Source organism: Fusicatenibacter sp. (assembly GCF_977045365.1).
Genome location: NZ_CDRRUH010000014.1, coordinates 22532 through 37918, shown reverse-complemented (window position 1 = coordinate 37918; position 15387 = coordinate 22532). Strand labels below are relative to the sequence as shown.

Below are 15387 nucleotides of genomic sequence, written 5' to 3'. Positions count from 1 at the left end.
GGAGGAGTATACATGTCAGAAAACAATCACGAAGAATTATTTAAAACAACGCTGATGGGCGGTTTCGATAAGGACGATGTCATGACGAAAGTGCAGAACCTGAAAGATCAGGCGTATGCCGCTCAGAAGAAACTGGAAGCGAAGATCGAGGAAAACGAGCAGGAAATCGAGAAGCTGAACCGCAAGATCCGCGAGCGTGAGGATAAAATCGAGGAGCTCGAAAAAAATATTCATGAGAAATACCAGAGCTATATCGACAATTATGACAGCATCAGCGGCCTTGTGTTTGAGGCACAGGTGAAAGCAAAAAAACTGACACAGGAAACAGAGGAGAGCTGCAGAAAGCTAAAAGAAGAGACCGAGGAAGCCTGCCGCCGGAAAACCGAAGAAACGGACGAGTCCTGCCGCGAGAAAACGGAGGAAACGGATGAGGCGTGCTGCAAAAAGAGAGAGGAGACAAACGAGTCCTGCCGGAAACAGCGGGAAGAGACAAAGGAATCCTGTGCAAAGCAGCGCCGCGAGACGAAGGAACAGTGCGAATACATGGTAGAGAGCGCACGTCAGAAGGGCGAGGAACTGGCTGCTGTTTATGAAGAAAAACTGCAGGCCGAAGCAGAAGAAATCCAGAGCCATATGGACGCGGAGCTGCAGAAAGCCAACACCAGATACCAGAAGATTTACGCCGAGATGGAAACCATGACGAGTGTACTCGAGAAGAATCGCAGAATTTTTGAGGAGACCTTTGCCGGCATCGAAAAAATGCGTGAGGAGATGAAACGTTCTGCATCGGAAGTGGAAACCTTCATGAAAGATCCGGTAAAAAGTATCTTTCCCGGAGAGGCAAAAGAAACAGCCGCAGAGCCAGACCGTGAAGATACCGCAGAAGAAGCAGAGGAAGAAGACGAAATCGTCGAAAATTCTGCAGTCATCGATCTCGAAAATGAGCCGGATTATCTCGATGATGACAACGACGAAGAAGAGGATGAAATCCCGAATCGCGCGCATGATGAAGAAGATGAGGAAGAGTAACCGGAAGCAATAAGAGTTGTAACCTGCCCCGCTGCTGCATAAAATGACCAAGAAAGGAAATTTGCAGCAGGGGGCTTTTCATTTGGAAAAAGGGAAAAAACTGGAATGGCTGATGGCGGTGATTCTGCTTTCGGCGGCGTATGTTCTGTCCCGCGAGGGCGCACGGCTGGTGGCAGCACAGAAGGCAGCCACAAAAGTAGTGGTGCTGGACAGCGGCCACGGCGGCGACGATCCCGGCAAAATCGGGGCAAACGGTGTCAAAGAAAAGGACATCAACCTTGCAATTGCCCGTCTGCTGAAAAAGAAGCTGGAAAAGCAGGGAATCCTTGTGGTGATGACGCGGGAAGGGGAGGATGATCTCTCCGATCCGGGAGCCGTGAATGCGAAAGTGCAGGATCTGCAGCGGCGCGTGCAGCTGATTCATAAAAAAAAGCCGGACTGTGTGATCAGCATTCACCAGAACAGCTACCCGGATGCGGCGGTCAAAGGGGCGCAGGTGTTTTATTATACGGATTCAAAAGAAGGCGAAAAACTGGCGCTCTGCATGCAGGCTGCACTGGTCGCGGGGCTCGATCCGGCGAATCACAGGAAAGCCAAGGGAAACAAAACGTATTACATGCTGAAGAAGACAGACGCAGTGCTGGTGATCTGCGAGTGCGGATTCCTCTCAAATCCGGAGGAGGAAGCGCTCCTGAACACAAAGGAGTACCAGAAAAAGGTGGCGGATGCACTGTGTGACGGCGTTTTAACGTATCTGGGAGAAAAGAAGAATGGCAAAGAGAAGACACAGACGAAGACGGAAGAGACCGCTGCGGGCGCTGCTTCCGCTTATGCTTGCCCTGCTGGCGGCTTATCTGGTATTCGGAGAATTTGATGAGAGCGATCCCGCGCAGAACGGAAGCGGAGCGGACAGCAGCACTGCTTCACAGACGGCAGACGAAAACAATGGTCTGTCAGAGAATGGCGCAACACAGTTTCAGGCGGAAAATACAGATGAGGAGGAGCTGGCGAAGCGGTATTATTACAGCCAGCTCGATGAAAACAGACAGATGATTTACCGCGAACTGGTGCAGGGAATCGCGGAACACCAGGAAACCATCATCACAAAAGGCGGCGATCCCGATGTGACGGCGGAGGTTTACGGATGGGTCTATATGGATTACCCGGAGTACTGCTGGATCAACGGAGCATCACATGTCACGGGATACGGCGAGCCGAAGAACTACTGCGAGGTAGTTCCGGAATACACGATTTCTGCGGAGGAGATCACAGGACGCCAGACCCAGATCAAAGGGGCGGGAAATGATTTCTTAAGTGATATCGACCGTTCGATGGATGACTATGGGAAGATCAAGGCTGTCTTTGAAAAATGTATCCGGCAGATTGATTATGTGAAAGATGCGCCGGAGAATCAGACACTCTACAGCGGACTTGTGAACGGACAGACGGTCTGCGCAGGCTATGCCAGAACGTTCCAGTATCTGATGAACCGCCTGGATATCCCGGTCATTTATGTGACGGGAACGACAGACACCGGCGAGGCGCACGGCTGGAATATCGTAAAGTGCGGAGACAATTATTACAACGTCGATGTAACCTGGGGCGATCCGGTATTCGCAGAGGGCGAGAGCGGCGAGTACAATCTGCCGGACGACCTGATCTACTACGATTTTCTCTGCGTTTCCGATGCGGAATTTTCGGACACGCATCAGGCGGATGCGAATCTGCCGCTCCCGGCGTGCAACGCAGATGACCTCGAGTATTACCGCCAGATCGGCCGGTACATGGATACATTTGATGCGACGCAGATTCTGTGGGAAATGGAGACGGATATTGAAGAGACGAAAGAGTATTCCGAGTTTAAATTTGCCACCGATGATCTGATGGCACAGGCCATGGAAGCACGACCGGAGCTCCTCGATAAGGCTTCCGGCTATCTTTGCAGCTATTACGGACTCGGGTCCGTAAAATATACATACAGCGAGGATACGGCGACAAGAAAGCTGATGGTATTCTGGCAATATAAAGGAGAACCGAGTGAATGACGGTTCTCCTTTAAAAATATCCGGAAACAGATTTGTGCGCCGGACTTAAGGATATCCCCCGTGGGGGCTTGTGAAAAAGGCCGATTTTTGGTAGAGTAAAGGAATATTTGGGCGGTTGGAAAACGGCCGCGCCGGGAAAGTTAAGAAAAAGAGGAAAGAAGCGGAAGATATGGAACAGGAATTATTACAGGAAATTGCCTCCTACTGGGGAACCCGTGCGGAGGGGTATTCTGAGGTCAATGAAAAAGAGCTGGCGGGAAGCCAGAGAGAAGCGTGGCTGCATGTATTAGAGGAGCAGTTTCCAGAGAAAAAGAAAGAAGAGATGAAGATTCTCGATATCGGAACCGGTCCGGGATTCTTCCCGATGATTTTGTCGGAGGCAGGTTATACGGTGACGGCTGTTGACTACACGGAGGAGATGCTGGAAAAGGCGAAAGAGAATCTGGGAAAATATACGAAATACGGTCTGGAGCGCGTGACACTGCAGCGCATGGATGCACAGAATCTGGAGTTTGCGGATGAGACCTTTGATGTTGTCATTTCCAGAAATCTGACCTGGAATCTGGAAAAGCCGGAGCAGGCATACCAGGAGTGGATGCGTGTCCTGAAACCGGGCGGCGTACTGCTCAATTTTGATGCGAACTGGTACGGCTATCTCTATGATGAGGAGAAAAAAGAGGCATACGAGGCAGACCGCAAGAAAGTGGAGGAGCAGCAGCTCGATGACCATTATCTGTGCACGGACATCGACCGTATGGAAAATATTGCGCGTCAGGTCCCGCTCTCTGCGATGGAACGGCCGGCGTGGGATACGAAGGTGCTCGAATCTCTCGGTGTCTGTTCGATCCGGACCGATTCCGAAATCTGGAAGCGTGTCTGGAGTGAGGAGGAGAGACTGAACTATGCATCGACACCGATGTTTCTGGTGCGCGCGGAAAAAAGCGAAGAGCAGTCCTTCCAGCTTGGTGATGTGACCGTCCGCCGCGGCGAAAAATATCAGGGGGATATCTCCTTTGCGAATGGGGATATCGTGCTCCCGGGAACGATCATCTGTGGAAAACTTCCCGGAAAAACAATGCTGATCACCGGCGGCGTTCATTCCGGCGAATACGTCGGCATCCAGGCGTGTGTGGAACTGGGAGCGGAGCTTCTGCCGGAGAAAACGGTTGGAACAATCGTGATTTTAAAAGTCTTAAACCGTCCAGCCTTTGAAAACCGTGCGGGCAGTCTTGGACTTTCCGATGGCAAAAACCTGAACCGCGTCTTCCCGGGAAATCCGAACGGAACCGAGATGGAGTGTCTGGCGTGGGCCATTACAAAAGAAGTTTATCCGAAGGTGGATTATTATATTGATCTCCACAGCGGCGATGATTTCGAAGCATTGACGCCGTATGTCTATTACGCCGGAAAAGCGGCGCAGGAGGTGACAGAAGTTTCGCGGAAAATGGCGGAGCAGGTGGATGTTCCGTACATGGTGCGTTCCATGGTGTCATCAGGCGGAGCGTACAACTACGCGGCGTCCAAGGGCATCGCGAGCATCCTCTTAGAGCGCGGCGGCATGGGAGCCTGGACTTCCGAGGAGGTCAATTCCGACAAGCGTGATGTGCGCAATATCTTAAGCAGCCTCGGCATGTATCAGATCCGCCGCGATGTGCGGAACTACGTGCCGATGGAAGTGACCGATGTCCGCTACCAGGCGGCATCCGAGGACGGTCTCTGGTATCCGGCGGTGAAGCCAGGTGACATGGTTGCAGAGAGCGCACTGCTCGGAACGATCCGTGATTACAATGGAAAGCTCCGTGAGACATGCCGTGCCGAGTACACCGGTGTGGTGCTGTACCAGACGGGCAGTCTGCAGGTAACAGAAGGGGGCCCTGTCGTTGCTTACGGAAGAATTGTGCGCGAGCCGGAGTACGACGACCGCAAAGAGCAGATTGTCCATTACTGGGAGAAACGGAGCGAGAGCTTTTTAGAGCAGAGACGCTCCGAACTTGCAAACCCGATTGCGAAGCGCTGGATGAAAGAGATTGAAAAACAGATCCCGGCGGGAAGACGGTTAAAGATCCTTGATGTGGGCTGCGGAGCCGGATTTTTCTCGATCCTGCTGGCAAAAGAGGGCCACGAAGTCTTCGGCATCGACCTGACACCGGAGATGATTGAGAATGCAATCCAGCTCGCCGAAGAAGAGAACGCAGACTGCCGCTTCCAGGTCATGGACGCGGAAAATCCGATGTTTGCGGACGAAACATTTGACGTTGTGATTTCCCGAAATCTGACCTGGACACTGCCGAATGCGGAGCATGCCTATGGTGAGTGGATGCGCGTGCTGAAAACAGGCGGCGTTCTGCTGAACTTCGATGCTAATTACGGAAAAGAAGACGTTGCAGATACGAAGGGACTTCCGGAGGAGCATGCCCATTTCAAGGTTGGAAACGAGATGCTCGAAGAGTGCGAACGGATCAAATCACAGCTCCCGATCAGCCGCAAAAACCGGCCGGCGTACGATGTGGCAGTGCTGTGCGAAAACACAGCGGGAGAAATCCGCATCGATACGAGCCTTGGAAAACGCATTTATCTGGAAAAAGACGAGTTCTATAACCCGGCACCGATGTTTTCGATCTGTGCTGTGAAGCAGTAAAGGAGTATCTGTGAAAAAATATCTGTTAAAACGACTGCTTCGCCTGATTCCGGTATTCCTCGGCGTGACGATTCTCGCTTTTCTGCTGACGGGACTTTCCTTGGTCGATGCGGTGGATTTAAAAGAGAGCAGCAGCGGCGGCGTGATGTCGGAGGCGGAAAAAGAAGCGATGCGGGATGAGCTGGGACTGAATGAGCCGAAAGCTGTCCAGTACCTGCAATGGCTGAAGAACGCATTGCGCGGTGATTTCGGGGAGTCGTATGTCTCCGGAAAGCCAGTGCTTGTAAGCTTCCGCGAAAAACTGCCCGCAACGATTGCACTTGCGGCGCTGGCACTTGCCATGACGGTCTGTCTTTCGTTTCCGCTCGGTATCTTAAGTGCAAAATATCAGAATATGTGGGCGGATCGCAGTATCAGTCTGTTCTGCTTTGCGGGCAATTCGTTTCCGGGGTTTTTCACTGCACTTCTTCTCTTATATTTCTTTTCGCTGAAATGGAATCTTTTTCCGGTGCTCAGTATGGGAAAGGGATGGAAAAGCTGTGTGCTTCCGGCGGCAACGCTTGCGGTTTCGATGACGGCAAAATACACCCGTCAGGTGCGTTCTGCCGTGCTTGCAGAGCTGGATCAGGAGTACGTGGCGGGCGCACGGGCACGTGGGTTAAGTGAAAACCGGATTCTGTTCGGAAGCGTATTAAAATCCGTGCTGCTTCGCATGGTCACGCTGTTATTCCTATCCGCCGGGTCGCTGCTTGGCGGAACCGCCATCGTTGAGACGATTTTCATGTGGAACGGCGTCGGAAAAATGGCCGTGGATGCCGTTTCCATGCACGATATTCCCGTGATTCAGGCATATCTGGTGTGGATGGCGGCGATCTATCTGCTGCTGCATCTCATTGCTGATCTGCTGATGGGCGTGCTGGATCCGCGGGCGAAGCTGGAGGGAATGCGATGAAAAAAGAACAGAAAAGAAAGCTCCTTTTTTATGGCATTCTCGCCGGTGCACTGCTGCTGTTTGCCGCATGTGCGGCCCATCTGGCACCGTACGATCCGTATGAGCAGAATCTGGAACTGTCCCTTCTTCCGCCGTCCGCGGCGCACTGGATGGGGACGGACTGCTATGGACGGGACCTTTTTTCAAGGATTCTCTCCGGCGCGCGGGTCAGCATTGTTTCAGCACTTCTTGTCGTGGCGGCAAGCGCTCTGATCGGAACACTCGCCGGGATTTTCAGCGGCTGGCTGGAAGGTAAAACGGATACGGTTCTGATGCAGATCTCCGATGTCTTTCTGGCTTTTCCGGGGATGGTATTCGCAATCGCATTTTCCGGTGTTTTGCAGAGCGGCATGACGGGAGCCGTTGTATCGCTGATCCTCGTTTCCTGGCCGAAATATGCGCGGCTTGCGCGGAACCGTGTGCTGGCATTAAAACATATGCCGTTCATCGCGGCGGCGCGGCTGGCAGGAAATGGAACATGGAAGATGATCGGACGCCATATTCTGCCGAATCTTGCGGGGCAGACGATTGTCACAGCGGTGCTTGATATCGGAACGATGATGCTGGAAATCGCGGGTCTGTCCTTCCTCGGCCTTGGTGCGGAAGCGCCGTCGGCGGAGTGGGGAGCGATGATGAGCAACGGAAGAAGTATGCTGCAGACCGCGCCCTGGGTCATTCTGGCGCCGGGACTGGCGATTTTTCTGACTGTTCTTGTCTGCAATCTGCTTGGTGAGGCGGTACGGAAAACGGTGGACCAGGGATAAGGGGCAAACGAAAATGGAAACAAAGGGAGCAAAAAACATGAGTGAAAAACTGCTGGAAATCAGCGGCCTTTCTGTCTGTTATGAGGGGGAGCAAATTTTAAATGACATCTGTTTTTCCGTCGAAAAAGGAGAAACTGTCGGCATCGCCGGGGAGTCCGGCAGCGGAAAAAGTACCTTGCTGCGTGCGATCCTGCGGCTGATGGGGAAGAATGGTTCCATCACCGGTGGGCAGATCGTATTTCGCGGAGAGGAGCTGACAGGCATGTCCGAAAAGAGGCTGCGCAGTCTGTGCGGTTCAGAGATTGGCATGATTTTCCAGAACACAGGAGCTTCGCTTTGCCCGACGCGGAAGATCGGCGCACAGATCTGCGAGAGTGTGCGCGCCCATGAGAAACGCCGCGGATTCACCAGCCCGATTCCTGAGGGACCATCTGGCAGAAAAAGCCGCAGAAAAATCAAAGATATGACGCTCCAGCGATTTGCGGATATGGGGCTTTCGGATGGCGGGACGATCTGGAACAGCTATCCATCGTCGCTCTCCGGCGGCATGAACCAGCGCGTCGGGATTGCGCTCGCGATGCTGCTGCATCCGTCGCTTCTTCTGGCGGACGAGCCGACGAGCGCACTCGATGTGGTTTCGCAGGCGCAGGTGCTGCGGGGGCTTCAGGCGTTGCAGCAGAAAGAGCAGACGGGGATGGTGCTGGTGACGCACAATCTTGCGGTTCTCGAGCAGATGGCAGACCGGGTTGTTGTTTTGAAGGATGGAAACATCGTGGAGCAGGGGGAGACAAGAACGGTTTTTGATCACCCAATGGACGAATATACGAAAAGTCTCCTTGCGGCCGTGCCGGGAAGAGGGAAGAACGATGTATAATCATAGCTTGCTGGAAGTAAACAACTTAAGCAAAAACTTTGCTGGAACCGGCCGGGAAACGGAATCTGCCGCCGTGGACGGCATCAGCTTCACACTGGATGCGGGGGAATGTCTTGGCCTGATCGGGGAGAGCGGATGCGGAAAAAGCACGACGGCCCGTCTGGTCACCGGATTGGTCCAGGCGGATGCAGGCAGCGTTCTGTTGGAAGGCGAGGAAATCCTCGGAAGAAAAGGCAGGCGGCAGCGCGAAGTTTACCGGAAAATACAGATGGTATTCCAGACCCCGCAGGATTCCTTCGATCCAATGCAGACGCTCGAAACCGGGATTCTGGAAGCTTTTCGGAATCAGGGAATGAGCCGGAAAGAGGCGTGTCTTCATCTGCCGGAGCTGCTGAAAAAAGTGGAACTTAGTTCGGAAACGGCGATGCGCTATCCCCGCGAGACGAGCGGCGGAGAGTGCCAGAGAGCCGCAATTGCGCGGGCTCTTGCTGTGCAGCCGTCTCTTCTGATCTGCGACGAGGCAACGAGTGCGCTCGATGCGGCGGTACAGGCGCAGATCGTTCAACTGCTGAAAAAACTGCAGCGGGAAGAAGGACTTGCGATGCTGTGGATCGGCCACGACCTTGCGCTGGTGCGGGAACTCTGCAGCCGTGTGATTGTCATGCGGCAGGGAAAAATCGTGGAGCAGGGGGAGACGCGGGAGGTATTGGAGTACCCGAAAGAGGAATATACGAAACTGTTGATGGAGTATAGTCTGTGAGAAAACTGTTGAAACAGAAAATCAGACAGCAGAAATGGTGGTGCCATTTGCGAAAACAGGAGAAGTACAGAATGCAGAGAAAGAACGGCAGAAGGAAAAAAATTGCATATGTTTTGTGCGGCATTCTGGCGGTGGTACTGTTTTCCGGTTGTCAGAGCACAGCGGCAGATGGTACAGATGAAAAAGTTTTCGTATACGGCGACACGACATTCAACGCCGAAAACGACGAGTCCGATGTCAATCCGCACAACGGCTATTCCGGCTGGGCGTGTATCCGCTATGGGATCGGTGAGACGCTGTTTCATTATTCCGATTCTATGGAGATCGAGCCATGGCTGGCAGAAAGCTATGAGCTTGTGGACGATACAACATGGCGGATTACACTGCATGAAGGCATCTCCTTTACGAGTGGGCGCACTCTCGACGCGGAGGCGGTCAAAGAATGTCTCGAGGATCTGATCGCAGTACATGACCGTGCACGCGGGGATCTGAAAATTGAGAGCATCGAGGCAGACGGCCTGATCGTAACGATTCACACCGAACAGCCTGTCCCGGCGCTTCTGAATTATCTGTCTGACCCATATGGATGCATCATTGATATGCAGGCAGGTGTGACGGATGACGGCAATGTCGCCGGAACCGGCCCGTACCGCGCAGTACAGGTGGAGACGGATCAGGGACTGACGCTCATGAAAAATGACAATTACTGGAACGGAACGCCAAAGCTCGACCGGATCGAAGTAAAAACGATCCGCGACGGCGATACGATGACGATGGCGTTACAGTCAGGCGAGCTCGACGCGGCGTACGGCCTGCCGTATTCCAATCTGATCCTGTTCCGCGATGAACCATACACGATTTCTTCGGCGGATACGTCGCGTACCTTCTTCGGACAGTTCAACGGATCATCCGGGGTGCTGCAGGATGACCGCGTGCGCGAGGCAGTCATCGGAGCGATCGACCGGGAGGGCTTTGTGAATACGCTGATGGAAGGAAACGGAAGCGTGGCGGAAGGCCCGTTCCCCTCTTACTTTGCATTCGGCGACAGCAAAGTGCAGGAGGAGTCCTATGATCTTGAGTATTCCAGAGAACTGCTGGCTGAAGCAGGCTGGACCGATGAGGACGGCGACGGCTACGTGGAAAAAGACGGAAAACGCCTGACCATCTGCTGGCTCACGTATCCGAGCCGCCAGGAACTGCCGCTTCTCGCGGAGAGTGCACAGGCATCGCTGAAGAAAATCGGAATCGAAGTACAGATCCAGTGCACGGCAAATCATCTGGAACTGCTGAAAAAAGGAAACTGGGATGTTTATGTCAGCGCATTTGTCAGCGCACCGACGGGCGATCCCGAGTATTTCTTCACAACGCACTGCCTGCAGGATTCCTCCAAGAACCGCGGAGGTTATTACAGTGAGACACTCGAGATGCTGGAGCAGCAGTTAAGCGGCGAGTTTGATACCGAAAAACGAACCGAACTGGCCATCGAGATGACGCAGACGCTGCTGGATGACCACATGTTTTTCTTCGCATCACACCTCAAAATGTCGATGGTATCCGGCGAGGGCGTGACGGGGCTTACGGCGCATCCGTGCGATTATTATGAAATTACAGTCAATTTGGACAAAAACAAATGATTATTTGGCAAAAGAGCAGAAAATGTGGATTTTCTGCTCTTTCTGCGTTATGATAGGAAAAGAACGGCACTGCGACGGTGCCAGAGAAGAGAAAAGGAGAAGTTACGATGCGGAAAGAAGAATTAAGAACATATATTGAAAACCACGAATCCGAAATGATCGAGGATCTGAAAAGCCTGATCCGGATTCCAAGCGAAAAACAGGCGGCAGAGCCAGGCAAACCATTCGGCACACAGGCGGCAGAAGCACTGGCGCAGGGAATCGAAATTCTGGAAAAATACGGCTTTGCCGTAACCAACTACGACAACTACGCGATTGCAGCTGACTTTAATCAGGAAGAAAAAGGCCTTGATATTCTCGCCCACCTCGATGTCGTACCGGCAGGCGAAGGCTGGCAGGAGACCGATCCATTCACCCCGCTCATCAAAGAAGGAAAAATGTTCGGCCGCGGAACCGCAGACGACAAAGGACCGGCGATCGCAGCTATCTACGCAATGCGCGCTGTCAAAGAACTCGGTTACCCATTAAAGAAAAACGTCCGTCTTGTCCTCGGTTCCGACGAGGAGTGCGGAAGCTCTGACCTCGAATATTATTATAAGAAAGAAGTGGAAGCACCATGCACCTTCTCCCCGGATGCCGAATTTCCGGTCATCAACATTGAGAAAGGCGGCATGCGCGGCCATTTCGAGAAAACCTCCGATGCCGGAACGACAGGTGTGCGCCTCGTGTCCTTACAGGCCGGCACAAAACTGAATGTCGTACCGGGAAAAGCGTATGCAGAGCTTGCCGGAATGGCAAAAGAAGACCTGAAAACCTGCGCTGACGAAGTGGAGCAGAAGACCGGCGTTTCCTTTATCCTAGAAGATACCGAAAGCGGCAATGTAAAAATCACCGTCTGCGGTGCCTTCGCCCACGCATCCACCCCGGAAATGGGAAACAATGCACTGACTGCACTGCTGCAGCTTCTCGCATCCGTTGGAATGGAAGAGAGTGAACTGAAAAACGACATCATCTTCCTCAGTCAGGTTTACCCGCACGGCGACGGCAAAGGCGCAGGCCTCGGTGTCGCCATGTCAGACGAAGAGTCCGGCGAGCTTACCTTAAGCCTCGACCTCATGAACTACGACGGCAAAACCCTGACCGGTTCCTACGACTGCCGCGCCCCGATCTGCGCGACAAAAGAAAACCTGTACGATACCGCCGGGCAGAACATGAAAAAAGGCGGCTTCTCCATGGAGGGCAGCGGAATGTTCCCACCGCATCACGTCCCGGCCGACAGCCCGTTTGTCCAGACCTTGCTGCAGTGCTATACGGACGTTACTGGAAAACCAGGCAAAGCCTTTGCGATCGGCGGCGGAACGTATGTGCATCATCTGAAAAACGGCGTTGCGTTTGGATGCGCGGATCTTGAAGTTGATAACCGTATGCACGGAGCAGACGAGTTCGTGGAAATCGAATGCCTGAAAGAATGCGTTGTAATCTTCGCGGAGGCGATTGTGCGGATCTGCGGGGAATAAAAATCTGTCAGTAAAGAGGAAAGAAGAGTCCCAGTGCTGTAAACTATTTTAAACGGCATGGGACTCTCTTACGCAACGGAGAAAGAATTGATGAGGGCGGGAACATGAGAGAAACACTGGGAATTTTGCTGGGATTTTTTCTGGCGGCGGCACTGGGATATCTGATCTCGGGAATCCGTCAGAAAGAGCAGGAAAAAGAGATTCTGGAAAGCTATATGGATTCCTCTCAGGAGATTTATGAGATTATCCAGCAGAGAATGGATGTGACGAGAAAATTCCGTCATGATCTGCTGAGCCATGTACAGACGCTGGAGTATCTGATCGAGAAGCAGAAAGATCCAGATCAGGAACTCAGAAAATATGCGGATCAGCTGACGGAAGAATACCGGAAAATACAGAGAGGAGCCTTCTGCCGGGATGAGATCACAGATGCGTTTCTGATGATGGAAAAACAGGTCTGTACAGAAAAAGAGATTCCCTTTCAGATTCAGGTATCAAAAATCTGCATGGAATGGATGATGCCTGTGGAACGAATCGGATTTTTACACAATCTGCTGGATAACGCCATCGAGGCAAACGGAAGAATTCCGGAAAATGAAAGAAAAGAGATTTCTTTTTATATAGAAGAGGATTCCCGTTTCTGCACGGTAGAATTGAAGAATGCGCTTGCTAGCAATGAGGTTTTCAATTTTAAGACCTGGAAAACAGACGGAGCGGAGCACGGCGTGGGAACAACGATTATTCATGCAATTGTGGAAAAATATCATGGAACCAGCAAAACCTTGTGGGATAAAGAAAATCACAGTCTGGATCAGAAATTTGTTTTTCCGATCGAACATCTGACAGAAAAGAGGAAAACAGAATGAAAGATCCTAACTTAAGCGAACTGATCCGGATCTGTATCCGCTGCTGGCTGTATCTGGTTCCGCAGGCGTTTCTGGGCATTCACCTGTTTTCTATGTTTATGCGGAAAAAACACAGCATGAAGCCGTTGATGATCTGGCAGCTTCTGCGTGTGATTCTGATCGGCGGCATCAGCGATATCATTTTGCGGGGATACTATGGAAATGAGAGCTGGTGGGAAATCCTGATGATGTTTCTTTCTGTCCTGATTATGATCGCAAATACGGTTCTCTTTTACTATAGCTTTGAGGGCAGCCTTCCAAAGGTTGTATTGGGCGGAATGCTGGCAGATATTGTGACGGCGATGATTCATTATCCATCAATCTGCATTGTGGATCTTCTGGCAGGACGCCAGCTTTATATTCTGAAATGTCCAGCAGAGCCATGGGATTTGCTGATTCCCGTTCTGGAATATCTGTTTTACCGGCTGGAGAAAAAAACAATCATCAAGGTTCTGAAAGGATATCGGGATTTCGAAGCAAGATATCTGAAAATCATCTGGGTACTTGTATATTTCCTTCCTGTCATGTATTATGTGCCAAGTGGATTGACGGACACACAGGTTATGTTTCTGGATGATATTATGATTATTCTGATCATGATATTCAGCATCTTAAGCGTACTGCGGCGTCAGCATCAGGTGCTGGCGGATTATGAATTTCTTTCAGAACAGCAGAAAATGGCAGAATACCATTACCAGATTCTGACAGAACAGATTCCGCAGATGGAGCAATATCAGCAGACCATTTCGGAACAGATGGAAAGAATCATGGCCGGAGCCGGTGAGATATCGGGAGAAACGCTGAAACAGTATGCAGAGAACCTGAAAACAATCAGCAGTCAGGTGCGGCAGGGCATTTATTGCAAGGACCGAATGATAGATGCGGTTTTGTGCGCGTGGAAATCCAATCTGGAGAAGAAGAAAATTGAACTTCATTACCAGATAGCGGGATATGACAGAGGAGAGATTGCAGAAAAAGATCTGGCAAAAATCCTGATTGGAATTCTGAACTGGGGCGAAACGCTTGTAAAGAAAGAAGAACAGGGCGAGATCCAGCTGAAGATAACAGGCGTAAAAAATCAGTTGATTCTGGAATGTCTTACCTCTTCCAGACGCCAGAATCCGATGAGCCGGAAACTGTTCCGCGGACTTTTGAAAAAGTACAATGGAAAAATGCAGGAGAAAAAAGAAAAGACAGGTGAAATCGGACTGACGGTTATTTTGTCCAGACAGGTCATTCTTTAAAGAAATAACCAACAGCATATGCAGCAGGACTGGAGAAAACGAGAATGGATTTAAGAATAGGAATTTGCGACGACAAGCCGGAGTGGCTGGAAAAAGCGGGAGATACCGTAAAGCGCTGTGCCGAACAGATGCAGAAAAAAGTGGAGATGTATTTCTTTCAAAATGGCAGTGAACTTCTGAAAGAAGAACATCCCAAAATGCATATTCTGTTTATGGATATAGAAATGCCGGGAGAGAGCGGAATAGATCTGGCCATGGAAGTGAACCGGAAATGGCCGGAATGCCAGATTATCTATCTGACCAATTACTGGTCGTACGCTATGGACGTCTATGAGACGCATCATGTTTACTATATCGTAAAAGAAAAATTCGAGGAAAAACTGCCAGCCGTGCTGGAAAAGGCGATAGAACAGCTGCGGAAACAGAACAGGAGAATTGTTCTTCAATGCCACGGAGGCGTAAAAGCAAATCTGAAACTGGATGATATTCTGTATTTTGAGCGGGACAAGCGAGTCACGTATGTGGCTACAACGGAAAAAGAATATACGGTGGATGATAAAATACAAGAAATAGAAGAAAGAATCGCCAGTGAGGATTTTGTACGATGCCATACGAGTTTTCTGGTTAATTTTTCTTATGTGAAGGAATGTACGAAGAAGAAAATGCTGCTGGAAAACGGGAAAATTGTGGATATCAGCAGGAGTTACTGGAAAAAGACAGAAGAGGCGTATGTGGAATGGGTGAAGAGGTGGGTGAGGTAGAAACAGAATAGGGATAGAACAGGGGAAAAATACTGCACGGGAAAGGTGTAGTATTTTTTTTGTGCAAAAAAAATGGGAGAGAATATGGAGAAAAGATGTAGAAAAAATGCTGATTATTACAAAAAAAGTGCAGATTGTGCAGCATATGTGAGGGCAGAGATGATATATGGTATTATTTTGAAAGAAAATCATAAAAACTTTAAGACATACAGTATGTATATAGCA

Annotated in this window: 13 protein-coding genes; all 13 read left to right on the top strand. The window is 51.0% G+C overall.

Going from position 1 to position 15387, the window contains the following annotated elements:
- Window positions 1-12 precede the first annotated feature (12 nt).
- Entirely contained in the window at window positions 13-1029 is a 1017-nt protein-coding gene (locus ACY2VW_RS05105; protein WP_461877301.1) for a hypothetical protein, read from the top strand.
- Between the two features lie 82 nt (window positions 1030-1111).
- Entirely contained in the window at window positions 1112-1903 is a 792-nt protein-coding gene (locus tag ACY2VW_RS05100) for an N-acetylmuramoyl-L-alanine amidase (RefSeq protein WP_330410121.1), read from the top strand.
- Window positions 1800-3074, top strand: a complete 1275-nt coding sequence (locus ACY2VW_RS05095; protein ID WP_461877300.1) for a transglutaminase domain-containing protein — start codon at window positions 1800-1802, stop codon at window positions 3072-3074. The genes ACY2VW_RS05100 and ACY2VW_RS05095 overlap by 104 nt, the downstream gene beginning before the upstream one ends.
- 169 nt (window positions 3075-3243) lie before the next feature.
- Window positions 3244-5712, top strand: coding sequence for a methyltransferase domain-containing protein (locus tag ACY2VW_RS05090; RefSeq protein ID WP_461877299.1), 2469 nt, complete (start codon window positions 3244-3246; stop codon window positions 5710-5712).
- A gap of 10 nt (window positions 5713-5722) precedes the next feature.
- Window positions 5723-6664, top strand: coding sequence for an ABC transporter permease (locus ACY2VW_RS05085; RefSeq protein ID WP_461877298.1), 942 nt, complete (start codon window positions 5723-5725; stop codon window positions 6662-6664).
- Window positions 6661-7467 carry a nickel transporter permease gene (gene nikC / locus ACY2VW_RS05080; RefSeq protein WP_461877297.1) on the top strand — a complete coding sequence of 269 codons (807 nt, stop codon included), beginning with the start codon at window positions 6661-6663 and terminating at the stop codon, window positions 7465-7467. Before ACY2VW_RS05085 ends, nikC begins: the two co-directional genes overlap by 4 nt.
- A gap of 37 nt (window positions 7468-7504) precedes the next feature.
- Window positions 7505-8341, top strand: coding sequence for an ABC transporter ATP-binding protein (locus ACY2VW_RS05075; RefSeq protein ID WP_461877296.1), 837 nt, complete (start codon window positions 7505-7507; stop codon window positions 8339-8341).
- On the top strand, window positions 8334-9101 hold the full coding sequence (locus ACY2VW_RS05070; protein ID WP_461877295.1) for an ABC transporter ATP-binding protein: 768 nt from the start codon (window positions 8334-8336) through the stop codon (window positions 9099-9101). The genes ACY2VW_RS05075 and ACY2VW_RS05070 overlap by 8 nt, the downstream gene beginning before the upstream one ends.
- Before the next feature lie 71 nt (window positions 9102-9172).
- Window positions 9173-10735 (top strand): ABC transporter substrate-binding protein, encoded by a 1563-nt coding sequence (locus tag ACY2VW_RS05065; protein WP_461877294.1) that lies wholly within the window; start codon window positions 9173-9175, stop codon window positions 10733-10735.
- A 107-nt stretch (window positions 10736-10842) separates the two neighbouring features.
- Window positions 10843-12252, top strand: a complete 1410-nt coding sequence (locus ACY2VW_RS05060; RefSeq protein ID WP_461877293.1) for a Sapep family Mn(2+)-dependent dipeptidase — start codon at window positions 10843-10845, stop codon at window positions 12250-12252.
- A gap of 104 nt (window positions 12253-12356) precedes the next feature.
- Window positions 12357-13118, top strand: coding sequence for a GHKL domain-containing protein (locus ACY2VW_RS05055; RefSeq protein WP_461877292.1), 762 nt, complete (start codon window positions 12357-12359; stop codon window positions 13116-13118).
- Entirely contained in the window at window positions 13115-14401 is a 1287-nt protein-coding gene (locus ACY2VW_RS05050) for a hypothetical protein (RefSeq protein ID WP_461877291.1), read from the top strand. Before ACY2VW_RS05055 ends, ACY2VW_RS05050 begins: the two co-directional genes overlap by 4 nt.
- A gap of 44 nt (window positions 14402-14445) precedes the next feature.
- Window positions 14446-15162, top strand: coding sequence for a LytR/AlgR family response regulator transcription factor (locus ACY2VW_RS05045; RefSeq protein ID WP_461877290.1), 717 nt, complete (start codon window positions 14446-14448; stop codon window positions 15160-15162).
- Window positions 15163-15387 lie beyond the last annotated feature (225 nt).